Below are 22,346 nucleotides of genomic sequence, written 5' to 3'. Positions count from 1 at the left end.
AGGGGGTGGAATCGGGCTGAAACGGTGGGACGGGTGTACGGGGGAGGGAGTCCGGGGCTCAGGCGCCCCAGCCGGCCTGCTCGCCGCCGACCCGGGCGGCGGCGATCCGCTCCTGATTGCCCGAGGCCAGATATGCGGCGAACGGATCCCCGGCCAGGCCGAGTTCCTCACGCACCTCGGCGAGCAGTGGACGGACATCGGTGTTGTACGCGTCCATCAGGACACCGTTCGCGGCGAGCACATCGCCGGACCGCTGCGCGGTGCCCAGCGCGTCCATGTCGATCAGCAACGCCTTGGCGGTCGCTTCCTGCACATTGGCGACCGACCGGATCACCGCAGGGATCTTCGCCTCGATGTTGTGGCACTGGTCGAGCATGAAGTTGACGTTCGTCTCGGGCTTCAGACCGCCGTTCTTGACCACCTCGTGCATGATCCGGAACAGCTGGAACGGGTCGGCGGCCCCGACCATCAGATCGTCGTCCGCGTAGAACCGGGAGTTGAAGTCGAACGCGCCGAGCTTCCCGGACCGCAGCAGGAACGCCACGATGAACTCGATGTTGGTGCCCGGCGCGTGGTGCCCGGTGTCCACGACCACCTGGGCCTTCGGACCGAGGTTGAGGCAGTGTGCGTACGCCGTGCCCCAGTCCGGCACATCCGTCGTGTAGAAGGCGGGCTCGAACAGCTTGTACTCCAGCAGCATCCGCTGGTCGTCACCCAGGCGCCCGTACACCTCCGCCAGTGCCTCGGCGAGTCGGTCCTGACGCGCCACGATGTCGTCCTGCCCGGGATAGTTCGTGCCGTCGGAGAACCAGAGCTTGAGATCGGGGGACCCGGTCTCATCCATGATGCCGACGCACTCCAGCAGATGGTCGGTTGCCTTGCGGCGCACCTTCGGGTCGGAGTGGGTGACCGAACCGAGTTTGAAGTCGTCGTCCTGGAAGACATTGGAGTTGATCGCGCCGATCCGCAGCCCGAGATCCGCGGCATGCCGGGTGAGCGCGGAGCAGTCCTCGACCTTGTCCCACGGGATGTGCAAGGACACCTTCGGTGCCACACCCGTGAACGCGTTCACCTGTGCCGCGTCCTCCAGCTTCTCGAACGGGTCGCGCGGCACCCCCGGCTGCGCGAACACCCTGAACCGAGTTCCCGAGTTCCCGTACCCCCACGACGGTGTCTCGATCACCTGGGACTTCAGAGTTGCCTTGACGGCCGACACGTCAGACATGAACACCTCACAAGCGGAGTCATCCAGCGACCGGTGGTCGTCGGGACGGTTATGAATCGTTTCATCCGACCGTACGCTAGGTTTGTCAGAAGCTACTAGTCAAGCGACTGGCTGTGTTCTCTCGACTGCTTGAATCAATTCACCATGCTGGGTGCGAGTACGCCCGAGAGGGCGAGAGGAGGTGTGGCCGTGGGACGGGCGATGCGGTGCGGGCCGACGGGCATCACGCGTGCTCGGGGCGGGCCCGGGAGCGCCTGGTCCGCCGACTCGTTCCGAGCATGGTGGCGCATCCGAGCGACGAGGTGAAGAGCGCCCGCACGACGACGGCAAGCCCGCAGATGCGCCGGCTCGCGAATCGTCGCTCGCGGATCGACGGTCGACTGATCGACGGCCGAGCGGACCTGCCCGGATCGGTCCGCCCGGCGATGAAGTGCACCGCGACCATACGGTGCCGTTCAGCAGTTCCGGTCAGCGACCGCTGCCGGACATGCTCGGCTGGAGCGAGCGCACGAGATCGAAGAACCGGGACTCATTGCCGCAGAGCCCCGCACGCTCAAGTGCGACATCCGCCTCCGCGATCGGCGAGGCGAGCAAGGGCACATACACGGGAACTTCGTCAGGCTCCGTGAGCGCCGCCCGAGTGGCCTCCAGCAGTCGGACATACGCCTGGGCCGCGGCGAGTTCGTCATTGCGCATCTCAGCATCTCCCGGTCAGAGGTGTCGGACCCACCAGCATCCCCCATGGGTCTGACAATGACCTCCCACGGCGGCCCCGGTCCGTCGGCTAGGAGCGTGGGTCGGTAATGGCCCAGCCGACGAGCGGTTGTGGATCGGCTGATGGCCGGTCGCGGCCGTTTGTTCGGGCCTGGTGCCGCAGTGGTGGGCTCGGTGGGCCGTTGTTCAGGGGGCTCCGGCCGGGCCGTCAGGCTCTGGCGGCGGCCAGCCCGGCGGTTCCGGCGTGCCGGAAGATCTTGCGGAGGTTGTGGCAGGCCGCCAGCAGTCGCCATTCGCCACGGGCCCCGTTCTCACCGCGCAGCAGCAGTTCACGGCCATCCTGGCAGGTCATAATCTGGCCGAATACGGGTTCGACGATGGCCTTGCGGCGGCTGTAGGCGGCGCGGCCGGGTTTGGTCCGCAGCTTGCGGGCCATGCGCTCACGGGCCGTGGCGTCCTGTGGGATGCGTCCGCGCGGTGCGGCGCTGACCTGCTCGTCGTGGGTCAGACGACCGGTGGCCATGAACGTGTCGGTGCCGTGCTCTTCCTTGCGGTCGGCCGCGGCCGCGAGGTTCGCCTCGGAGCAGTACCCTGCGTCGACCAGCGCCTGCTTGGGATGGATACCGGTGTTCGCGGCGGACTGGTCGAGAATCATCGTGTAGTTCAGCACGTCCGAGGGGTTCGTCGTCGCATCGGCGGCGGTGATGATCTGGTGCGCGCCGTCCACGACGGCCTGGGCGTTGTAGGCCTGGATGTAGGCCCCGTCGCTGTTCTTCATGATCCGGGAGTCCGGGTCGGTGAAGTTGGCCTGCGCCTTATCCATCGGCCGCGCAACCTCGGCGGCCTTGTCTCCGGCGGCCTGCACGGCGTCGGGATTGTCGCCGGCACCGGTCCGCCCCTGGCGTCGGCGTTCCTTGTCCTCGGCGTGGCGCCGAGCCCGCTCGGCGGCCTCGGCCTCGATCTGCGCGCGAGCGGCCTGCATCTTCGCCAGGCGCTTCTCCCGCCGGTCCAGCTCGCCGGGCAGATCGGTGTCCTTGCCACCGCGGCCGAACTTCTCATCCTCGGCGGCGTCGACGGCGGCCGCGTCGGCCAGCAGCGCGGCCGCAGCGGCTTCGAGTTCTGCAATCTCCGCCTCGACGTGCTGCTCCTTGTCGACCAAGCGGGCGTAGCTCATCGCCTTGTGCTTTGAGGCATTGGCCTCAAGCTTCGTGCCGTCCAACGCCACCCTGCCCATCTTCACCATGCCCAGCCTCTGCGCCAGGTGCAGCGACTGAGTGAAGATCCCGGCCAGGGCGTCCAGGTGCCGGGCCCGGAACGTGGATATCGACCGGTAATCCGGGTCGGCCCCGGCGGCCAGGTAGCGGAACGCCACATCGTCCACGCACCTGCGCTCGATCGCCCGCGACGAGCGCATCCCGGTTGTGTAGCCGTAGATCAGCAGCCGGACCATCAGACGCGGGTCATACGGCGGGAACCCGCGCTTCTCGGTGTAGGCCGCCAGGATCGGGGCCAGGTCCAGGACCTCGTCGACCAACTCGGCGACGAACCGCGCCAGATGGTCCTGCGGCAACCACTCATCCAGCGACGGCGGCAGCAACATCATCTGATCGGGGACGAACACCCGGAACGTCTTCTTCGCCGGCACCGTCGGCGCGGTCTGCGGCTCCACCACCGCCCCCGTATCCACCTCGAACAGGCCATCCCCACCAGACATACCAGGATTCTTCCATATGGAAGATCACGAACAGGAGGCGGCGTCGGGCTCAACTGCCTGATTGACCGCCAATGTCCGCGGCCAGCGCCGCGTAGATGTACTCGCTGCCCCAGCGATCCCCGTCGAGGTCGTTCTCGACCAGGTGCGCCTCCCGACGCATCCCGAGGCGCTCACAGACCCGCACAGACCCGGTGTTCTCCACATCCAGCCGTGCGTAGAGCCGGTGCACGCCCAGCCTGTCGAAGGCAAACCCGGCCAGCGCCACGGCCGCCTCGGTCGCATAGCCGTGCCCCTGGTGACGTGGGTCGAGAGTCCAGCCGATCTCGGCCTGGGCGGCGCGGGCATTGGCCAGGGTGAGCGTCACCTCGCCAAGGACGCCGGGCTCATCGCGTCGGCACACAGCAAGCGCCAGCTTGTCCCCGTCGGCGCACCAAACCGAGTGCGCCGCGCGCTCGGCCGCAACCTGCTCGCTGCGCTCCCGCGTGTGCGCCGGCCGGTACAAGTAGCGCGCCACGCTCGGCAGGCTCTGGTAGGCGTACAGGTCGTCGGCGTCGCCGGGAGTGAACAGACGCAGCGACAACCGGGGCGTGGTCATCGGCAGCAGCGAGGCGATGTCCATGCGGACCTCCGGGACGCGGATTTGGATCAAGATGCGGACTGATTGTCGCATCACGGCTGACGGGCAGCCACGCCTTTTCAACAGCAGCGCCCGACAGCCCCACTCCACCACGAGGCGCGGCATTCCAGGAGTTGTTTACTGACCCACGCTCCTAGCCGCCGTTCGGCCGTCGGACACCGGCCGGTGGTTCGACCTCCAGGAATCTTCTGCGCCGCGGCCCCCGGTACAGCAATACCGTCCAGCCCAACTCCCGCAGCACGGCGGCGCACCGGGGCAGCTCGACCTCCTCCGCATGCGCGGCTCCGCTGCCGGGCTGGCCGAGCCACTCGACCCTCACGCTGCCCGGCGCATCGCCGGGCACCAAGCGGTACCCGGTCGCCGTACGCGCGCCCGAGCCGTCAACGGCCGAGGCAGCCAGGCCCGATGCCTCCAGCGCCAGGGCGACGGCCCGTATCGGCCGGTGAATCTCCCACTGTGCGGGCACGCCCTCCGGACTCGCGTGTCCGGTGTTCGTCAGCCGCCGGATCTGCAGCAGGCCCTCGAACGCCGTCCGTACCGCAGCGGCCCGGCTTCCGTCCGGTGCCGAAGCCGGCGGGCCGTCCCCGGTGGCCGGTTCGAAGCCGGTCTCGTGCTCGGTGCCCATCAGTGTCCCCTTCGCCCGTGCCGTACTGCTGTCAGTGTGCGGCGCCGCACTGACAACGGCGCGGGCGCGGGCCGTCCCGGACGCCGAAGACGCCGCCCCACAGCCGACGTCCCTGCTACGCCCCCGGGGTGCCCCTTTCATCGGACGGCGACGGACCGGCCCCGTCGAGCACCTTGCCGGGATTGAGAATGCCGTGCGGGCCCAACGCCGCCTTCACGGCGTGATGCATGCTCAGGACAGCGGGTCCCAGCTCCTTGTTCATGCCGCGCATCTTCAGCAGCCCGACCCCGTGCTCGCCCGTCACGGTGCCACCGAGCGCGATCGCGTCGTCGAGGATGTCCTCGAACGCCGACTGGGCGCGGGCACGTGCGGCTTCGTCACCCGGCGGGGTGATGATCAGCGGGTGCAGGTTGCCATCCCCGGCATGGGCGATGTCGGCCACCAGGATGTCGTGCCGAGCCGCTGTCCTCTCGATCCGGGCCAGCATCTCGGGCACCGCGGTCCGTGGTACACAGACATCCTCGGTCAGAACCGGACCGAGCCGTTCCAGCGCCGGGTAGGCCAGCCACCGCGCCTGGAACAGCGCATCGGCCTCCTGCTGGTCCGTGGAGACCACGGCCCAGGTCGCGCCCGCCCTGTCGAAGCAGTCCCGCACGAGTTCCGCCTCGGCATCGCCCTCGGCGCCGGGGGTGTCGACCCGGCCGAGCAACACCACGTCCGCGTCGGCGGAGAGCCCCATCTTCTTCCACGCGTCGACGGCGGCGAGACAGTGACGGTCGACCAGTTCGAGAGCCGAAGGAATCACACCTGACGCGGTCACGGCACTCACCGCCTCTCCCGCCGCGACCACCGACGAGAAGTACCCGGCCACGGTCCGTTCCTGAGGCCGCGCCGGACGCAGCCGCACCGTGATCTCCGTGATCACACCCAGGGTGCCCTCGGATCCGACCATCAGCCCCGCCAGGTCGTATCCCGCGACGCCCTTCGCGGTGCGCCGGCCGAGCGGGACGACCTCACCGAGCCCATTGACCATCTCCAGACCGAGCACATAGTCGCGGGTCACGCCGTACTTGACGCAGCACATCCCACCCGCGTTGGTCGCGACGTTCCCGCCGATCGTCGACCAGGGCGAGCTCGCCGGATCCGGCGGGTACAAGAGCCCGTGCTCCGCGCAGGCCGCCCGCAGATCGTCGTTGACGACCCCCGGCTGAACGATCGCGAGCCGCTCCGCGATGTCGATGTGAATGATCCGGTTCATGTCCTCGAAGGACAGGACGATCGCCCCGTCGACGGCGTTCGCTCCACCGGAGAGGCCGGTGCCGGCGCCACGCGGCACCAGCGGGATGCGGTGCGCCAGGCAGTGCCGGACCACGTCCCGCACCTCGTCGGTGCTCTGCGGGCGCACCACGGCCAGGGGCGTTCCGTAGGGGGCTCACTCGGCCTCGTCGTGCTGATACCGGGCAAGGCCTGCCGGATCCGTGAGGGCCCGCTGAGCAGGGATGCTGTCGGCCGGTGCGTTCGCCATGCCCGTGGTCACCTCCTGTAAAGATGCAATAGCCACCATCATTGCGCGCACGATTGCCGCCCGGAGCGGAGCCCCCTGATCCGGTACCTGCGAAGAAGCCGAAAGGGACGCCGCGGTGGTCGGTGCCTACTGGTGATGATCAGGAAATCGGTGTGTACGGGTGACGGATCCGGATAGGGTCGACCGTCCGACAGTTTCGTATCCCGGAGGACCCACGCACTGTGCCCGACAACGCCCCACGCCCCGGCACCGACCGCACCGAGCGTGCCGCGCTGCGCGCCGACTGTGCGAACTGTTTCGGGCTGTGCTGCGTCGCACTGACCCTGACCCGGTCCGCGGACTTCGCGATCAACAAGGATGCCGGTAAGCCCTGCCGTAATCTCCAGGAGGACTTCCGCTGCGGTATCCACACCGAACTGCGGACACAGGGCTTCCCCGGCTGCACCGTGTACGACTGCTTCGGGGCCGGCCAGAAGGTCTCCCGCGGAACCTTCGACGGGCAGGACTGGCGACGGGCCCCGCAGACCGCCCAGCAGATGTTCCAGGTGTTCCCGGTCATGCGGCAGCTCCACGAACTCCTCTGGTACCTCACGGAAGCACTGTCCCTGGAAGCGGCACGCTCCCTCCACGGCGAGATCCGGCGCGTCCTCGACGAGACGGACCGCCTCACCCATCTCCCTGCGGACGCGTTCACGGACCTGGACGTGGCCGCGCACCGTGACGACGTCGCGGGCCTCCTGCTCCGTACCAGCGAACTGGTACGCGCCACGGTGCCCCGCAGGAAGAAGCGCGACCACCGCGGCGCCGACCTCATCGGAGCCAGACTCAAGGGCGCCGATCTGCGGGGCGCCGACCTGCGAGGCGCCTACCTCATCGCGGCGGACCTCACGGGTGCCGATCTGCGCCTGGCCGATCTGATCGGCGCCGACGTCCGGGACGCCGACCTGTCCGGTGCCGACCTCACCGGAAGTCTCTTCCTCACTCAGGCGCAGCTCAACGCGGCCCGGGGCGACGCGGCGACGAAACTCCCGCCCTCGCTCAGCCGGCCCACTCACTGGGAGCGGTGAATTCCCGGCCCGGGCCGTGTCACTGACGGACCGGACGGCATCCGCACCGCACCCGGACGAATCGGCCGGTGCGGCCGGGCACCGCAGACGCCCGTGGTTCGTTGCACAGTGAGGCGTACCCGGAACGCCTCCGACGACCGGACCGAGGAGTCGCGCACATGCCCAGCAGTACCGACCACAGCCGCACCGATCAGAGCCGCGCCGAAGAGAGTGGTGCGGACGGGAGCCGCACCCGCCTGATCGAGCGGCTCATGGAGCAGTTCCCGCACGTGCCCCGGGAAGCCGTCATCAAGGAAGATCTCCTGCGAGGCGGTGTGGCGTTCGACGAGTCCGCACTCAGCGACAACGAGGGCGGCGACGTCAAGCCGAAGTCGTACTTCATCTTCTCGTTCGACCACGGAACACTCCCCGAGCTCGGCGCGGCCGCGCTCCGCCGCCCGCCGGAGGAGATCGTCCTCACCGGTGGCCCGTACGAGCTGCGCCGGACCGTGGTGTCGGTACGGGTCAACCCGGCGTCCCCGTACCGCGTCGCTGCCGACAGCGACGGCGTGCTCGGGCTGTACCTCGACGGCCGGCGGATCTCCGACGTCGGCCTGCCGCCGATGCCGGACTACTACCGGCACACCCTTGAGAACGGCAAGTCCGTGATGGAGGTCGCGCCCACCATCCAGTGGGGCTACCTCGTCTATCTGACGGTCTTCCGGGTCTGCCAGTACTTCGGGGCGAAGGAGGAGTGCCAGTACTGCGACATCAACCACAACTGGCGCCAGCACAAGGCGGCGGGACGCCCGTACACCGGTGTGAAACCGGTCGAGGAGGTCCTGGAGGCACTGGCCATCATCGACAAGTACGACACCGCGAAGACGTCGACCGCGTACACCCTCACCGGGGGCGCCATCACCTCCCACATCGGCGGCCGTGACGAGGCGGATTTTTACGGCCAGTACGCGAAGGCCATCGAAGAGCGCTTCCCCGGTCGCTGGATCGGCAAGGTCGTCGCCCAGGCCCTGCCCAAGGCCGATGTGCAGCGCTTCCACGACTACGGCGTCCAGATCTACCACCCCAACTACGAGGTGTGGGACCGCCGGCTGTTCGAGCTCTACTGCCCCGGCAAGGAGCGTTACGTGGGCCGTGACGAGTGGCACCGCCGCATTCTGGACTCCGCCGAGGTCTTCGGCCCCCGCAATGTCATCCCCAACTTCGTGGCGGGCGTGGAGATGGCCGAGCCCTTCGGCTTCACCACGGTGAACGAGGCCATCGAATCGACCACCGAGGGCCTGCGGTTCTTCATGTCGCACGGCATCACGCCGCGCTTCACCACCTGGTGCCCGGAGCCCACCACCCCGCTCGGGAAGACCAACCCGGACGGAGCGCCGCTGGAGTACCACATCCGCCTGCTGGACGCCTACCGCGCGACGATGGAGGAGTACGGGCTCAGCTCACCCCCCGGCTACGGCCCGCCCGGACCCGGTCGCGCCGTCTTCTCCGTCAGCTCGTTCATGGACAGCCTCCCGGCCCGTCCGGACGACGAGCAGTGACACCGGACCGGTCTTCGGACACAGCCAGGGCGGGCGGCAGCCGATTCGCGTAGGACCGGACGAACGAGAGGCCGGGCCGGGCGTAGTACCGGGCCGTGATGTCCGGTGCGAAGCAGGTGGCGGATTCCTCCGCCACCTGCTCCAGCATCTCTTCGACGTTGTCGTTGGCCGGCACCAACCTGGGGTGGTTGCGTCCGGCTGATCACGGGCGCGTGTTCCGGCTTCGGCCGACGACCGCCGCCGCCCAGCTGCACGTCACGGACACGGTACGCAGCGCCTCGGTCGTCGCCGACACCGCGCTCCGGGACGGACGGATCGACCGGGACACTCGCGTGGGAACCGGTCCGTCGCAGCGCCGATTTCGACGCATGAGGTACCTGGGCGGCGGGACCGGGCGATCAGTTGCCTGCACCGGCTCGTCGCTCACGCGGAACGGACAGGGACCCGCTCGGACCGCCGTCCTTGAAGGCCCGGTCGTACGTGCGAAGCCCACCGCGACGAGGGTGAACCCGTCGATCGCCGTCGCCCGGCCCGTCAGGCGCACCACTCCGCCGTACGCTCCGGGGATGCATCGGAGAGTGCCTTGGCAACGGCCTCGGCGTCTCCCTGGTGACCGTAGACGGGCGTGCCGGGCTGTTGCCGCCAGGACTCGTCGAGGCCACCCGCGTCCACGGTGTCGAAGCCCAGCTCGTCGATGAGGTCGCGCACGACCTGCTTGGCCGCCGTGTCGTCACCGGCCACCGGCAGCGCCTGACGGCCGGGGCTGCCCTGGAGGCGGCCGTTGTCGAGGATGTCCTGCGCGTACGTCCCGTTGAACGCCTTGATCACGGGGTGGCCGATCTGTTGCTCGGTCCACCGGCTCTCCGGCAGACCGTCCTCGATCGCGGCGATGCGGCCGTCGCGCTGCTGCGGGTAGTAGTTGCCCGTGTCGATGACCACGACCCCCTCCGCGGCCTCGTCGAGGAATCCCGAGGTCAGACGGGGGACGGCCTTGAGGGGGACGGTGACGACCACGACCTGGGCTCCCCGAGCGGCCTCGGCCACTGTGACCGGGGTGGCTCCGGTCTCCTCTGCGAGCTCGGTGAGCGTCTGGGGACCGCGCGAGTTGGCGACGGAGACGTCATGCCCCAGTGCGGTGAGACGCCGGGTGAGGTTACCGCCGATGTTGCCCGCTCCGACGATGCCGATCTTCATGGATCCGACCTTCCGATGGTGCCTGCGGTATGTGATGTGGACTCGCCGCTTCACCAACTACCCGCTGCGGTCCCCTATTCCGGGAAGTGGCAAAAGGATTCGCTCCGTCACCGGACGGATAGGAAGGTGCGACTGCGGGCACGAACAGTGAGAGAACCGGAATCAGCCGGCTCACTTGGAGGCGGTGCTCATGCTGCATGGCGTCGACGTCAGCGCGTATCAGTCGTCCTTCGATGCGGACGGACTGGACTTCGTCCTCATCAAGGCCACCGAAGGCCGTTCATACGTCAACCCGCATCTGACCTCGCAGGTCAAACGTGCCAGGGACGCGGCATGTGTGGTCGGCTTCTACCACTTTCTCTGGCCGGGCGACATCACGGCCCAGGCGGAGTACTTCGTGAGCAAGGCTCCGGAGGAGGCGGGCGATCTGCTCGCCGTGGACTGGGAGGAGAACGGCGAAGGCACGCGGGCGAGCAACGCCGAAAAGGACGGCTTCATCCGTGAGCTCAAGCGCCTGAGGCCCCATCACAAGGTTCTGCTGTACTGCAACCGCTACTTCTGGCTGCATCACGACACCACGTCGTATGCGGGGGACGGCCTGTGGATAGCCGACTACGTGACCGCGGGGAAGCCTCAGATCAAGGCGTCCTGGCGCATTCATCAGTACACCGACCAGCCGCTCGACAAAGACGTCGCCGCATTCTCCTCGCGGACCGCCATGCGCGACTGGGCCCGCGGATAGTCGCACGCGCAGGCCATGAGGCCGGCGATCGGAAACGGGACACGGGGCACGGCGCTCCCGGCACACGAAGAAGCGAAATCCGGTCACGCGAAATAGTCTGTTCCGAGGCTTCTGTCGCCCGTGTGCTGTCGCACGGTGGCCGGCCGGCCGGACGTGCCCGATCGAAGCGGAGGAGTACCCATGAAGGCCGCTGTTGTGCGCAGCTTCACCGAGCCGTTGGTGGTCGAGGAGAGGCCGGTTCCGACGCCGGCCGGACACCAGGTCCTGGTGCGGATGGAGACTTCCGGACTGTGCCACACCGACATTCACGCCGCGCGGGGTGACTGGCCGGTCAAGCCCGTCCCGCCCTTCGTGCCGGGGCACGAGGGCATCGGCATCGTCGAAGCGGCCGGTGCACAGGTCGCTCATCTCGCGGCGGGGGACCGGGTGGCCATCCCGTGGCTCGGAGAGGCGTGCGGACACTGCGACTACTGCGTCTCCGGCTGGGAGACGCTCTGCCTGAAACAGCAGAACAGCGGCTACTCGGTGGACGGCAGCCATGCCGAGTACGCGCTGGCGCACGGAACGTACGTGGTGCCGGTCCCCGACGGCATCGACCCGCTGGATGCGGCACCGCTGACCTGCGCGGGCGTCACCACGTACAAGGCCGTGAAACTGTCCGGGGCGCGCCCGGGTACGCGCACCCTCGTCTCCGGCATCGGCGGCCTGGGCCACCTCGCTCTGCAGTACGCGCGGATCTTCGGCGCCGAGACGATCGCCGTCGACGTCACCGACGAGAAGCTGGCGCTCGCCCGCGAGCTGGGGGCCGATCACGTCATCGACGCCCGGGTCCAGGACGTTGCCGAGGAGACGCACCGGCTCGGTGGAGCGGACGCGGCCATCTCGCTGGCCGTGAGCAATGAATCATTCAGCGCCGCCTATGGGGCGCTGCGCCGGGGCGGCACGCTCATTCTGGTGGCGCTTCCGGCCGAAGGCAAGCTGGAACTGCCTGTCTTCGACACGGTGCTGAACGGAACGAAGATCGTCGGCTCCATCGTCGGTACCCGTGAGGATCTTGCCGAGGTGTTCCAACTGCACCGCCTCGGCCGCACACGCGTCATCCGTGAGAGCCGGGGGCTCGAGGACATCAACGCGTCCATCGACAAGGTGTTGAAGGGCAAGGTACCGGGCCGTCTGGTCTTCGACATGCGCTGAACCGCACGCGTCCCGTGGGGGCTGCGGCGCCTGTCCGCGGTTTGGTGGCACGAGGTCCGTGTCCTGCTGACCAGCGGGCGCGAGTGCAGGGCATCCGGGGCGTGCCCCGATCGGCATTAGTAGGTGAAGGCCCACCATTGGTTGAGGCCTAAGATGTTGTGGATGAGCGAGACCCCGCCGAGCCTCCTGGGACTCACGACCTATCTGCTGTCCAGGACGGGATCGGCTGCCCGGAGCCGGCTGGCGGCACGATTGGCTGAGCGCAATCTGAAGCTCTGGCACATGGCCGTACTGTCGGCGCTGGTTGATTTCGGCCCCCACGTGCAGCGGGAGCTGGCGTCACGGCTCGGGATCGACCGGAGCGACATGGTCAAGATCGTGGACGATCTCGCGGTGGCCGGCCTCGTGGACCGCGCCCGTGACACCACGGACCGCCGTCGGGTGACCGTCACGCCCACCCCGGCCGGCCGCGCGATGCTGTCGGAGCTGCAGGGCGAGGCCCGGGCCGTGCAGAAGAAGCTGCTCGCTCCCCTGTCCCGCTCCGAACAGACGCAGCTGGCAGTGCTGTTGAGGCGTGTCCACGCGCACGTCCAGGAAGAGCCCGACGAGCCGCAGTCAGGTCGCTGAGCGGTTCCCGGTGTCCGGTGCAGCAGACTTCGCGGGTGACCACAGGTGCGGTTCAGCCGCCTCGCGACCGTGCGCTCGGGCGCGGAATCGCCACGCTCATTCCGCAGGCCGCCACCGCGACCCCGGCTGAACAGGCGGCGGCCCTACTGACGGCGATGCAGAACGTTCCGGTTCGGGTGGGAGTCCTGCAGGCCGCCGTGGTGCTCCTGGAGGAGCGGGTGCGTATCACCGAAGACGGCGCCGAGCGCGCGGCGGCAGCGACGCGGTCGGGCCAAGCCCCGTCCCCGACGACGTCGTCAGCGACGGCGAACCGGTGTCGCTGGACCTGGTGCTGCTCCACCGCAGCCTGCAGTTTCCGACCGCGTCGTGGAAGCAGGTCCGGTCACGGCTCGGTGCCGGCGAACCCGGCACCGCAGCCACTCCGGACCATGACTTCCCCGACGAGAGCGCCATCGACCATCGGTGGCGACAACACCGGTCGTACCGCGACCACCTGGGGTTTGACATCGCTGCGCACACTCATTTCGTCGTGGGTAGTTCCATCGCGCTCCGCGAGCACGGCGCCACTGCGCGGCCTCGTCACCCGAGCCCCGCCGTACCTGCACCGCTATCCGGACGCCGGGCACTTCTGCGTCGAGCTCAGCCCCGGCCCGTGGTCACGGGCACGGATCCGTCGGCACGTCCCGGACCGTATGCATATCCAGTACTGCAACGCCTGGTGAATGTGACGATCTTTCTGGTCTGCCTGCCATTCTGCGCAGCCATGCCCCGATCGACCTGACCGCTTGGGTTCTGCGGTGACGGGGCACAGCCCGTCCGAGCAGCCAGAACGGGGGCGGGGGTGTGGCCGAGGGGTGTTCGGGGTGGTGGCGTGGGACTGCTGTGTGGGTCGTGTCAATGAATGACACGCCGTCAACGGGGTGATCGGGTTTCAGCAAGTCGCCCGTACAGGCTAACGGCATTTCAAGTCCCTTGAATTCAGGGACTAGTTCACTTTGCCTAAGATTATATGAAAATAGCATATGGCGTACGTTGTGTACCCCGATCGGCGTTTCGGCATCGGCAGCCAATAGATCCGATATGACAGGTATGGGGGCCGTCAGTACGTTCAATCACAGGTCGGCTGTTCAGTCGCCCCCTCTGAGACAGGAGAAGTGACATGGCTACCCGTTCCACCGTTGTTACGGCCGCTGTCGCGGCCGCTGCGGCCCTGGCCGCTACCGGCATCACCTACGCGTCCGCCGCCACCTCCGAGCCGGCCCAGGCCGCCCCCGTCGTCCAGCAGGCCGCCCCCGCTGTCCAGCAGGCCCCCGCCCCCGTCACGGCCCTCGACGGCGGCGACGCCGGCAAGGGCAACGAGGGCAAGGGCAACGAGGGCAAGGGCAATGAAGGCGGGGGCTACGAGGAGGGTCGTGGCCAGGAGGAGGGTCGTGGCCGCGAGGAGGGCCGCCGCCACCACGAAGAGGGCCGCATCCACATCAACGAGCGGACCTACTCCGACGAGCGCGGCGGCTGCATCACCGTCGTCAGCGGCCTCGGCTCCAAGAGCCTCAACATCCGCAACGACAGCCGCCGGACCGTCGAGGTCTTCCGCGGCGCCACCTGCGACAACGGCGCCCCCATCGCCACCGTCGGACCCCACAGCTCCAGCGACGGCGTCTTCCCCGGCCACGTCCGGGGCGGCGTGTGGGTCCGCGACGGAGTCGTGGGCAGCTTCCGCGTGATCGATCACCGCTTCGGCGGAGGCCGGTGACCCAACCACCTGCCTGACACGGAACCCCGGCCCGCCGGAATCGGGCCGGGGTTCCGTGTCCTTTCATGCTGCCCGCTCCATGGGTGTGGCCCCGGGGCAGCCATTGGTTGAAGACAACACGTACGGAGTTGAGGCGGTCCGTGCCGCCGGAATGCGGGACTTCGGCTACTCGGCGGTCTCACACCGCGCTCGCGGCCGGAAGGTTCCCACACCACTCCGTTCCACGACATGCGCGAGCTGCCCGAACTGCCGGTCACGGCTACCCGCTGAATTCTGCGGTGTCTTGCCGCGGACCGCGGAGGAGACCTGCCCATCTCGCAGGGCAGCAGGTCAGAACTGGTTCTGGCGCCGGGGATCGGCATGGCCCGGTGGTCGTGCCGGTGCAGAGCACCCGCGGTGTTCTGCTGTCGACGACCCGGGCGCCTGCGCTCCGTCCGTAGGGTGTCGCCCCCGGTTCGAAGCCCCTGGAACACGACGGCCGATCCGGGGCCTTCTCGTCACATCACACCTGATCGGGCGGCAGACGGGGCATTTCCTTGCCCGGGACCACGCGTCCGGATTCATACTCCGACCGGTGCTCAACCCGGGATTTCCGTGCGCTCCCACCATTCGTAGACAGGCAATGGGCCTTCCGGCGTTTCCTGGCGGCGCGTGGTGCTCTTGAAGTGCTCGTATCCGCCCCGGAAGGGGATCTTGAGGTCGACTCCAGGCGTGTCGACGGAAACGATCCGCTCGGGGAGATCGTCGGGGCCGCCCTCAAGGATTGCCTTCGTTGTGTTGGTCATGATGAAAGTTTCCCCGGGAGGGTGGTCCGGCTCTTCCATGACGCGCCGAAGGTCTGATCGGAACCGTCTGGGTGACCACCAGAGTGCCACCCGCGAAATCGAGCACCTGTCGCGCGGTTTCCACCACCAGCCCCCGCCACGGCGGGAAGTCCTGGAAGTTCTCCTCGGGCACTCCCAGCACGTGCCACAGCATCTCCCCGACCTTCTCGGCGTCGAAAAGCCTGGAGCCCGGGATGCGGGAGGTCAGTTCTTTCGCGGTAGTGGTCTTGCCCGCACCGAAGCTGCCATTCAGCCAGATGATCACTCTTCCGACCCTGCCCGGACCACACTGCTCCTGGAGCTCGGCCTCCGGACCTGCCTTGCGCCGGGGTGACGGCAGAACTCACTGATATTGATCACGGAAGGGGGTTCTGGCTCAGCCTCTGGGAAGCCCGGAGTCGAGTGACGGCCGGCGGACGGAATGACTGCCGGGAAGTCCCCCGGCGTCGCGGAGGTTTTGGAGACTGGTGGGAACGAGCGTACCGATGGGTGTTTGTGGGGATCGGTTCTGGAGGCCGGCAGCGAGGTTCCGGATCGCGGGGAGCCGTGCGAGGAGTGCTTCCCCGGGGCAGCTTGTGGCATATCCGTCGCGGTGACCGGAAATGGCATCGAATTGGGCCGAAGTGCCTTTGGTGTAGCGGCTCTTGTCGTTCGTTGATGTGAGCCGCACCTTGCTGGTCGGGTCGATTCCGCTCAGGCCGAGCTTCCAGGCGGCGAGGGCCGCGATCGCGTGTTCCATGGCCGGCGGTACGGGGGTGCCCCGTCCGAAGGTGCCGATCGCGGCGATCCCTGTGGTGCCGTGGTTGAAGCCGAGGGTGTGGGAACCGATGACGGGGCGGCCGGCACCGCCGGCTCGGCCCTCGTAGATGTTGCCGCAGGTGTCGACGAGGAAGTTGTAGCCGAGGTCTCCCCAACTGCGGTCACGAGTCTGGCCCGTATACAGGTTGCGCAAGGTACGCGGGACGCTGGCACAGTCGTAGCCGTTGGGAGTGTCGGTGTGATGAATGAAGACCGCCGTCACCTTTTCCGCGTAGTGGGCATGGGCGTCACGCCTGGTTTCGTCGGCCCGCCACTGCGCACGCGGCACGATGGCGGGCGGCGGTGCTCCACGGGGAAACGCCACCGAGGTGGCTCCCAGGGCCGGGAACGGACGTGCGGAATCGGCAGTCGGCTCGGGAACTGATCCGGCCGGCCACGCAAATGGCGGCCTTCGCGACGTCGTCTCGCCGACAGTGCCGGCCTTCGTCAACCCGGGCGGTGCCGCGAGGAGAGACACCGCCACGGGGGCCGTGACCCACAGCGATGTTCGGAACAAACGCACAGGGAAAACCTTCTTCGTCTTTCGCCGGCAGGACGGCCGGAGCGCGTATGCCCACAGCTTTGCGGCGGGAGGTTCGCCGCGCGCGCCGGGTTACTGCGGACAGGCGAGCGTGCCGGCACGCCTGCCGCCAGTTGCAAGGGGCGATGAGGAGTTGCGGTGTGCACAGCGACCTCTGTCGCTTCCCCCACCACCGGTGGGACACCGCGCGCCCTCCTGCCGCGTACCTGTACCGCGCAGCGGGGCATCCGGCCTGAGCCGGGCGCGCCCACGTGGGGAGCATGGTGGGTGACGCCCAGTCCGTCGCCAGGCGTGGCGTACCAGGCGTGTGACGGCTGCCTGTCCCGAAAACTCCGGGTTGCGTTGTGCCCGCAACTGTGGTGGGTGGCCAGGGTGGCGGGCTCGCTGACGCCCCGGAGTTCAGGTGCGCGTACGGGGCGGACCGAACCGGCACGACGATGTGCTGGCAGCAGGCCGACGGTACGCCGTAAATGCGGCACTGACCGAGACGGCGGGATCCCGCCCGGTGCTGCTGATCCGGCCACGCCCGTGGAACAGACGGGGTTCGCACGCAAAGCCCTACACCCGGCCGGCCCATCCGTTGAACCGCCGCGGGCATGAGCTGGGCGGGGCCGACCGGAGTTCTCGGACTACGTGGCGCGTTCGGGCTGCCCGCCGTCCCGGAGTGCCTGGACACCCGCAGCTCGCACACACCCCCTTCCACGCAACCACCGGAGACGGAACCTACGGTGGTGTCGCAGCTGTCGCGACGGCGACGGTCCGGCCCTCTTCGAGCCGGCGGTTCGGATTCCTGGCGATGTCAAGCACTCCGGGTTTCCTGCGCCGTCCGGCGCCGGGTTTCGTCCGCCGCGCACAGGACCCGGTCCGGGCGGATGGGCAGGTCCCGGTGGCGTGTCCCGGTGGCGTGCCACACCGCGTTGGCGATGGCGGCGGCGACACCCACGATGCCGATCTCGCCGATGCCCTTGATCCCGACCGGGTCGTCCGGGTCGGGGTCATCGACCCAGTCCGCCTCGATGAGCGGCACGTCGGCGTGTGTGGCGAGGTGGTATCCGGCGAGGTCGGCGCCGATGTGGCCGCCGCTGGCCCGGTCCCTGATCGCCTCCTCGTGGAGGGCCATGGACAGCCCCCAGGTCATTCCGCCGATGAGCTGGCTGCGGGCGGTGAGCGGGTTGACGATGGTGCCCGCGGCGTAGATGCCGAGCAGCCGGCGTACGCGTACCTCGCCGGTGGCGGTATCCACCGCGACCTCGGCGAACTGTGCTCCGAAGGAGTGCCGTTCCTTCTTCGCGAGGGCGCCGACGGCCTCGGTGGTGTCGGACCGGGCGGTGATCCCCTCCGGCGGAATGACGCCTCCCCGGGCTGCCAATCGATCCCGCAGCTCGTCCGCCGCGGCTGTCACCGCCCACGCCCAGGAGCGGGTGCCCATCGAGCCGCCGGCGAACATCGCCGGGCCGAGGTCGCTGTCCGCGATCCGTACACGGATACGGCCTGGATCCACCTCCAGCGCGTCCGCGGCGATCAGGGCCATGGCCGTCCGTGCCCCGGTCCCGATGTCCGCTGCGTTGATCCGTACGGTGAAGGTCTGGTCCGGCTCCGCGGTCACGGCCGCCGTGGACGGGGCGACTCCCGAGGGGTAGGTGGCCGCCGCCGTTCCGGTCCCGAGCAGCCAGCGCCCCTCACGGCGCAGGCCGGGACGAGGGTCCCGGTGTGCCCAGCCGAACCTGCGGGCGCCCTCCTCGAAACAGGCGAGCACGTTTCGGCTGCTGAACGGCAGCCCGGACACGGGACCCGTCCCGGGTTCGTTGCGTGCGCGCAGCGCGATCGGGTCCATGGCGCACTTCTCGGCCAGTTCGTCGAGGGCGGATTCGAGGGCGAAGGATCCCGGTGCCTCGCCCGGCGCGCGCATCCACGCCGGAGTCGGCACGTCGAGCCGTACCAGCCGGTGAAGGGTGTGATGCGCGTCGGCGTCGTACATCACGCGGCCCAGCACGGCGCTCGACTCGATAAATTCATGCACGGTCGAGGTAAGACTGTGCGCCTGGTGGTCGAAGGCGTGCAGCCGGCCGGCGGCGTCGGCGCCGAGCCTGATGCGCTGAGCCGTGGGGCTGCGGAATCCGACGAGGAAAAACATCTGACGACGAGTCAGTACGACGCGGACCGGGCGGTGCAGGACGGTCGTGGCCATCACGGCGGCCACCTGGTGCGGGCTCAGTCCCTTGGATCCGAAGGCGCCGCCGACGTGTTCGGACCGCACCCGTACGGAGGCGGGATCGAGAGAGAAGAGCTGCGCGAGCTCGCTCGCCACCCAGGTGCTGCCCTGGTTGGAGTCGAGGACGTCGAGCCGGCCACCGTCCCAGCGAGCCGTCGCCGCATGCGGCTCCATAGGGTTGTGGTGCTCCTCCGGTGTGGTGTACTCCTCGTCCACGACGGCGGCGGAGGCATCGAGTTGGGCCTCAAGGTTCCCCTTCTCCGTCTCGGCCTGGACCATCGGGTTGTTCTCCGGCGTGTACGCACCGGAATGCCCGGCGGAGAACGCGACGTCGTGCGGCTCCTCGTCGTACCGGACCACCAGTGCCTCGGCGGCCTCCCGGGCCTGCTCGGACGTCTCGGCCACGACCAGCGCCACCGGCCAGCCCGCGAAGGGCACGCGGTCGTGCTGGAAGATCCCGAGGACCGGGTTCGGCCGCCCCAGCATGCCCACGTAGTCGGTGTCGACGCGCGGCGCGTTCCCGTGGTGCAGCACGGTGAGAACGCCGGGCATGGCCAGGACGGGGGCGTCCTCCAGGGAACGGATACGGCCACGGGCAACGGTCGACAACACCAGCCAGCCATGGGCGAGTTCGGCGAAGGGGATCTCTCCGGCGTAGCGGGCCGCCCCGGTGACCTTGTCGCGGCCCTCCACGCGGGTATGGGCGGATCCGACGGATCCCGTCACCGCTGCGATTTTGGCCGTCGCGGTCATCGGGTGACCTCCTCGGTGAGTTCGGTCAGCACGGCCACGACGAGATTGCGCATCAGCGTCACCTTGTATCCGTTCCCGGCAAGCGCCTCGGCGGCCGCCAGTTCGGCATCCGCCGCGGCGGCGAACGCCTCCGCGCTCACCGGGCCGCCGGTCAGTATCCGTTCGGCCGCACGGGCCCGCCACGGGCGGGACGCGACCGCCCCGAACGCGAGGCGCACTTCGCGTACGACATCGTCCTGGACGTCGAGTGCGGCGGCGATCGAGCCGATCGCGAACGCGTACGAGGCGCGCTCGCGTACCTTCCGGTACCGCGAGCGGGTGGCAACCGGGGCCGGCGGCAGCGTGATGCCGGTGATCAGCGCACCCGGCGGGAGTGCGGTCTCGATGTGCGGGGTGTCGCCCACGGGCGGATAGAACGCGGAGATCGGCAACTCGCCCGGCCCCTGCGCCGCTTCGTAGGAGATGACGGCGTCGAAGGCGGCGAGCGCGACTGCCATGTCCGACGGATGGGTGGCGATGCAGTGCCCGGAGGCGCCGAGGATCGCGTGGTTGCGGTGCTCGCCCGTGAGGGCGGGGCAACCGCTGCCGGGGGCACGCTTGTTGCACGGCTTGCTGATGTCGGTGAAGTAGCCGCAACGGGTCCGTTGGAGCAGATTCCCGCCGACCGTGGCCATGTTGCGCAGCTGCCCCGAGGCGCCGGCCAGGACGGCCTGCGCCAGCGCCGGGTAGTGACGCCGCACTTCGGGGTGGGCCGCGAGGTCGCTGTTGGTGACGGCCGCGCCGATGCGAAGCCCGCCCTCGTGAGTGAACACGATTCCGCCGAGAGGGAGTTCGCGTACATCGATGAGCAGCTCGGGCCTTTCCACGCCGGCCTTCATCAGGTCGACCAGGTTGGTGCCGCCGCCGAGGAAGCGGGCGCCGGGGCGGTCGCCGAGCAGGGCGACAGCTGTGGAGACGTCGAAGACGCGTTCGTAACCGAATTCCCTCATGCCGCCGCCTCCTTGCCCTCGGCGCCGGCTGCCTCCGCCGCCCGCGCGACCGCTTGCACGATCGACACATAGGCGCCGCAGCGGCACAGGTTGCCGCTCATCCGCTCGCGGATCTCCTCGGCGGTGAGCGCGGGCACGCCCGCTTCGGGCCGGACATCGCCGGTCACGGCGCTCGGCCAGCCCGCCGCGTGTTCCTCGATCACCGCGAGCGCCGAACAGATCTGCCCCGGTGTGCAGTATCCGCACTGATAGCCGTCGAGGTCGAGAAAGGCCTGCTGCACCGGATGCAGCCGCTCACCATCGGCCACGCCTTCGATGGTGGTGATCGCGCGCCCCTGGGCCGCGACCGCGAGCTGAAGACACGAAACGGCCCGGCGCCCATCGAGCAGCACCGTACAGGCGCCGCACTGGCCCTGGTCACAGCCCTTCTTGGTACCGGTCAGATCGAGATGCTCGCGCAGGGCGTCGAGCAGGGTGGTGCGATGGTCGACGGACAGCGTGTACTTCTCGCCATTGATGTGCAGAGTGATGGCACTGGACGACGATGGGGCCATGATCAGCCTTCTTTCGCATTGCGGATGCGCGTCGAACGAGACGATCCCGGCAGAGGGTCCGGGAGGGAGAGGGCGATGGTGAATGAACCAGTGACGAGGGGCGCCGGTCGGTCATACTGGCCGGAATTGCCGCTATGGTGAACGTAAGCGGACAGCTGTCCACTAACCGTTGAACCTAGCGGACAGCTGTCCGCTCAGCAAGGCCGGACTTGGCTGCGATTCCGGAAGGAGGACGAGTGCGGGAAGACAAGAGCACGGCTCTGCGCCCAGACGCGCAACGGAATCGCGAGCGCATCCTGGAGGTCGCGCTGGCCGAGCTGACGCGGGCAGCGGACGCCCCGTTGAGTGTGATCGCGAAGAAGGCCGGCGTCGGGCAGGGAACGTTCTACCGAAACTTCCCCAACCGCGAGGCGCTGGTTCTGGAGGTCTACCGCTACGAGATGCAGCAGGTCGCCGACACCGCTGCCCAGCTGCTTCAGACCCGCACACCCGACCAGGCTCTGAGGGAGTGGATGGACCGCCTGGCCCAGTACGCCATGGCCAAGGCAGGCCTGGCCGACGCACTGCGCAAGGCCACCAGCTCGTACGGCAGCCTGGCCCAGCTGGGCCACGGCCCGGTGACCCAGGCGGTCACGCTCCTGCTGAACGCCAACGAGGAGGCCGGTACCATCCGCCCGGGGCTGACCCCCGACGATTTCGTGCTCGCCATTGCCGGGCTCTGGCAGATCGACCCGCACAGCGACTGGCAGCCGCGTGCGACACGGCTGCTGGACCTCGTCATGGACGGGCTGCGGGCGGGGGCGTTGGGAGCGGGAGGGCCGGCGGCGGATGAGTCCGAGGCGGACGGATCCCGGGCGGACGGGCCGAGGTCCGGACGATGGCGCTGCTGCGCGCGGGAATGAGCGCGACCGACGCGTGCATGGCGGTCGGCTGTACCTCGCTCGGCTCGTTCAGCTCGCGATTCACCGAGCTCCTGGGGGAGCCGCCGAGCGCATACCGCATCGGGGAACACTGCGCCGTGACGGCGATGCCCGCGTGTGTGGCGAAGGTACGCACCCGGCCGACCAGAGACGCATCGAGCAGGATTCGAGAAGCGGCCCGCGATACCGCCGCCTAGCGT

Annotated in this window: 18 protein-coding genes and 3 pseudogenes; 8 read left to right on the top strand and 13 right to left on the bottom strand. The window is 68.8% G+C overall.

Annotation, left to right across the window (positions count from 1 at the left end):
• Positions 1-58 precede the first annotated feature (58 nt).
• From rhaI to ACFVV1_RS31995, 6 genes and pseudogenes are all read right to left on the bottom strand, one after another.
• Positions 59-1,225: an L-rhamnose isomerase gene (rhaI, locus tag ACFVV1_RS32020; protein WP_389996480.1), complete on the bottom strand. Its 1,167-nt coding sequence runs from the start codon at positions 1,223-1,225 to the stop codon at positions 59-61.
• A gap of 468 nt (positions 1,226-1,693) precedes the next feature.
• On the bottom strand, positions 1,694-1,921 hold the full coding sequence (locus ACFVV1_RS32015; protein ID WP_389996477.1) for a hypothetical protein: 228 nt from the start codon (positions 1,919-1,921) through the stop codon (positions 1,694-1,696).
• 226 nt (positions 1,922-2,147) lie between these two features.
• Complete coding sequence (locus ACFVV1_RS32010; protein WP_389996474.1) at positions 2,148-3,653, bottom strand: IS1182 family transposase; 1,506 nt, start codon at positions 3,651-3,653, stop codon at positions 2,148-2,150.
• A gap of 49 nt (positions 3,654-3,702) precedes the next feature.
• A complete protein-coding gene (locus ACFVV1_RS32005; protein WP_365435250.1) occupies positions 3,703-4,272 on the bottom strand; it encodes a GNAT family N-acetyltransferase in 570 nt (189 codons plus the stop codon).
• 151 nt (positions 4,273-4,423) lie between these two features.
• Complete coding sequence (locus ACFVV1_RS32000) at positions 4,424-4,915, bottom strand: hypothetical protein (RefSeq protein ID WP_389996471.1); 492 nt, start codon at positions 4,913-4,915, stop codon at positions 4,424-4,426.
• A 115-nt stretch (positions 4,916-5,030) separates the two neighbouring features.
• Positions 5,031-6,440, bottom strand: a pseudogene (locus ACFVV1_RS31995) (FAD-binding oxidoreductase).
• 221 nt (positions 6,441-6,661) lie between these two features.
• On the opposite strand from ACFVV1_RS31995, the gene ACFVV1_RS31990 reads away from it, so the two are divergent.
• Together ACFVV1_RS31990 and ACFVV1_RS31985 are read left to right on the top strand one after the other, a co-directional pair.
• Positions 6,662-7,507 (top strand): pentapeptide repeat-containing protein, encoded by an 846-nt coding sequence (locus ACFVV1_RS31990; RefSeq protein ID WP_389996468.1) that lies wholly within the window; start codon positions 6,662-6,664, stop codon positions 7,505-7,507.
• Positions 7,508-7,758: 251 nt separating this feature from the next.
• Positions 7,759-9,045 (top strand): radical SAM protein, encoded by a 1,287-nt coding sequence (locus ACFVV1_RS31985; RefSeq protein ID WP_389996613.1) that lies wholly within the window; start codon positions 7,759-7,761, stop codon positions 9,043-9,045.
• 534 nt (positions 9,046-9,579) lie between these two features.
• On the opposite strand, the gene ACFVV1_RS31980 is transcribed toward ACFVV1_RS31985, so the two are convergent.
• Complete coding sequence (locus ACFVV1_RS31980; protein ID WP_389996610.1) at positions 9,580-10,275, bottom strand: NADPH-dependent F420 reductase; 696 nt, start codon at positions 10,273-10,275, stop codon at positions 9,580-9,582.
• 154 nt (positions 10,276-10,429) lie between these two features.
• Here ACFVV1_RS31980 and ACFVV1_RS31975 point away from each other — a divergent pair, with 154 nt between their 5' ends.
• From ACFVV1_RS31975 to ACFVV1_RS31960, 4 genes are all read left to right on the top strand, one after another.
• Entirely contained in the window at positions 10,430-10,981 is a 552-nt protein-coding gene (locus tag ACFVV1_RS31975; protein WP_389996465.1) for a GH25 family lysozyme, read from the top strand.
• Positions 10,982-11,161: 180 nt separating this feature from the next.
• Positions 11,162-12,175: an alcohol dehydrogenase AdhP gene (gene adhP / locus ACFVV1_RS31970; RefSeq protein ID WP_389996462.1), complete on the top strand. Its 1,014-nt coding sequence runs from the start codon at positions 11,162-11,164 to the stop codon at positions 12,173-12,175.
• A 162-nt stretch (positions 12,176-12,337) separates the two neighbouring features.
• On the top strand, positions 12,338-12,802 hold the full coding sequence (locus tag ACFVV1_RS31965) for a MarR family winged helix-turn-helix transcriptional regulator (protein WP_389996460.1): 465 nt from the start codon (positions 12,338-12,340) through the stop codon (positions 12,800-12,802).
• 1,159 nt (positions 12,803-13,961) lie between these two features.
• Positions 13,962-14,555 carry a hypothetical protein gene (locus tag ACFVV1_RS31960; protein ID WP_389996457.1) on the top strand — a complete coding sequence of 198 codons (594 nt, stop codon included), beginning with the start codon at positions 13,962-13,964 and terminating at the stop codon, positions 14,553-14,555.
• A gap of 578 nt (positions 14,556-15,133) precedes the next feature.
• On the opposite strand, the gene ACFVV1_RS31955 is transcribed toward ACFVV1_RS31960, so the two are convergent.
• The 6 genes and pseudogenes from ACFVV1_RS31955 to ACFVV1_RS31930 all read right to left on the bottom strand — a co-directional run bounded on the left by ACFVV1_RS31955 (position 15,134) and on the right by ACFVV1_RS31930 (position 21,226).
• A complete protein-coding gene (locus ACFVV1_RS31955) occupies positions 15,134-15,340 on the bottom strand; it encodes a DUF5988 family protein (protein ID WP_266751387.1) in 207 nt (68 codons plus the stop codon).
• Between the two features lie 61 nt (positions 15,341-15,401).
• A pseudogene (locus ACFVV1_RS31950) lies at positions 15,402-15,644 on the bottom strand (ATP-binding protein); the annotation flags it as partial.
• A 111-nt stretch (positions 15,645-15,755) separates the two neighbouring features.
• Positions 15,756-16,502 (bottom strand): peptidoglycan recognition protein, encoded by a 747-nt coding sequence (locus tag ACFVV1_RS31945; protein ID WP_389996454.1) that lies wholly within the window; start codon positions 16,500-16,502, stop codon positions 15,756-15,758.
• Positions 16,503-17,517: 1,015 nt separating this feature from the next.
• A complete protein-coding gene (locus ACFVV1_RS31940) occupies positions 17,518-19,683 on the bottom strand; it encodes a xanthine dehydrogenase family protein molybdopterin-binding subunit (RefSeq protein ID WP_389996451.1) in 2,166 nt (721 codons plus the stop codon).
• Positions 19,680-20,672, bottom strand: coding sequence for an FAD binding domain-containing protein (locus ACFVV1_RS31935; protein WP_389996448.1), 993 nt, complete (start codon positions 20,670-20,672; stop codon positions 19,680-19,682). Before ACFVV1_RS31935 ends, ACFVV1_RS31940 begins: the two co-directional genes overlap by 4 nt.
• Complete coding sequence (locus ACFVV1_RS31930) at positions 20,669-21,226, bottom strand: 2Fe-2S iron-sulfur cluster-binding protein (protein ID WP_389996445.1); 558 nt, start codon at positions 21,224-21,226, stop codon at positions 20,669-20,671. The genes ACFVV1_RS31935 and ACFVV1_RS31930 overlap by 4 nt, the downstream gene beginning before the upstream one ends.
• Before the next feature lie 236 nt (positions 21,227-21,462).
• Here ACFVV1_RS31930 and ACFVV1_RS31925 point away from each other — a divergent pair, with 236 nt between their 5' ends.
• Both ACFVV1_RS31925 and ACFVV1_RS31920 read left to right on the top strand, forming a co-directional pair.
• Positions 21,463-22,128 carry a TetR/AcrR family transcriptional regulator gene (locus tag ACFVV1_RS31925; RefSeq protein ID WP_389996443.1) on the top strand — a complete coding sequence of 222 codons (666 nt, stop codon included), beginning with the start codon at positions 21,463-21,465 and terminating at the stop codon, positions 22,126-22,128.
• A pseudogene (locus tag ACFVV1_RS31920) lies at positions 22,098-22,343 on the top strand (AraC family transcriptional regulator); the annotation flags it as partial. The gene ACFVV1_RS31925 and the pseudogene ACFVV1_RS31920, both read left to right, overlap by 31 nt.
• Positions 22,344-22,346 lie beyond the last annotated feature (3 nt).

The sequence above is a fragment of the Streptomyces sp. NPDC058092 genome (genome assembly GCF_042884935.1).
In the GTDB taxonomy this organism is placed as follows: Bacteria; Actinomycetota; Actinomycetes; order Streptomycetales; family Streptomycetaceae; genus Streptomyces.
Note: the sequence above shows the minus strand (reverse complement) of the source record. Positions and strands in the feature narration are given on the sequence as shown.

Coding starts and splice junctions, on each gene's coding strand:
- rhaI (WP_389996480.1), bottom strand. CDS start 1,225: ATGTCTGACGTGTCGGCCGTCAAGGCAACTCTGAAGTCCCAGGTGATC.
- ACFVV1_RS32015 (WP_389996477.1), bottom strand. CDS start 1,921: ATGCGCAATGACGAACTCGCCGCGGCCCAGGCGTATGTCCGACTGCTG.
- ACFVV1_RS32010 (WP_389996474.1), bottom strand. CDS start 3,653: ATGTCTGGTGGGGATGGCCTGTTCGAGGTGGATACGGGGGCGGTGGTG.
- ACFVV1_RS32005 (WP_365435250.1), bottom strand. CDS start 4,272: ATGGACATCGCCTCGCTGCTGCCGATGACCACGCCCCGGTTGTCGCTG.
- ACFVV1_RS32000 (WP_389996471.1), bottom strand. CDS start 4,915: ATGGGCACCGAGCACGAGACCGGCTTCGAACCGGCCACCGGGGACGGC.
- ACFVV1_RS31985 (WP_389996613.1), top strand. CDS start 7,759: ATGGAGCAGTTCCCGCACGTGCCCCGGGAAGCCGTCATCAAGGAAGAT.
- ACFVV1_RS31975 (WP_389996465.1), top strand. CDS start 10,430: ATGCTGCATGGCGTCGACGTCAGCGCGTATCAGTCGTCCTTCGATGCG.
- adhP (WP_389996462.1), top strand. CDS start 11,162: ATGAAGGCCGCTGTTGTGCGCAGCTTCACCGAGCCGTTGGTGGTCGAG.
- ACFVV1_RS31965 (WP_389996460.1), top strand. CDS start 12,338: ATGAGCGAGACCCCGCCGAGCCTCCTGGGACTCACGACCTATCTGCTG.
- ACFVV1_RS31960 (WP_389996457.1), top strand. CDS start 13,962: ATGGCTACCCGTTCCACCGTTGTTACGGCCGCTGTCGCGGCCGCTGCG.
- ACFVV1_RS31955 (WP_266751387.1), bottom strand. CDS start 15,340: ATGACCAACACAACGAAGGCAATCCTTGAGGGCGGCCCCGACGATCTC.
- ACFVV1_RS31940 (WP_389996451.1), bottom strand. CDS start 19,683: ATGACCGCGACGGCCAAAATCGCAGCGGTGACGGGATCCGTCGGATCC.
- ACFVV1_RS31935 (WP_389996448.1), bottom strand. CDS start 20,672: ATGAGGGAATTCGGTTACGAACGCGTCTTCGACGTCTCCACAGCTGTC.
- ACFVV1_RS31930 (WP_389996445.1), bottom strand. CDS start 21,226: ATGGCCCCATCGTCGTCCAGTGCCATCACTCTGCACATCAATGGCGAG.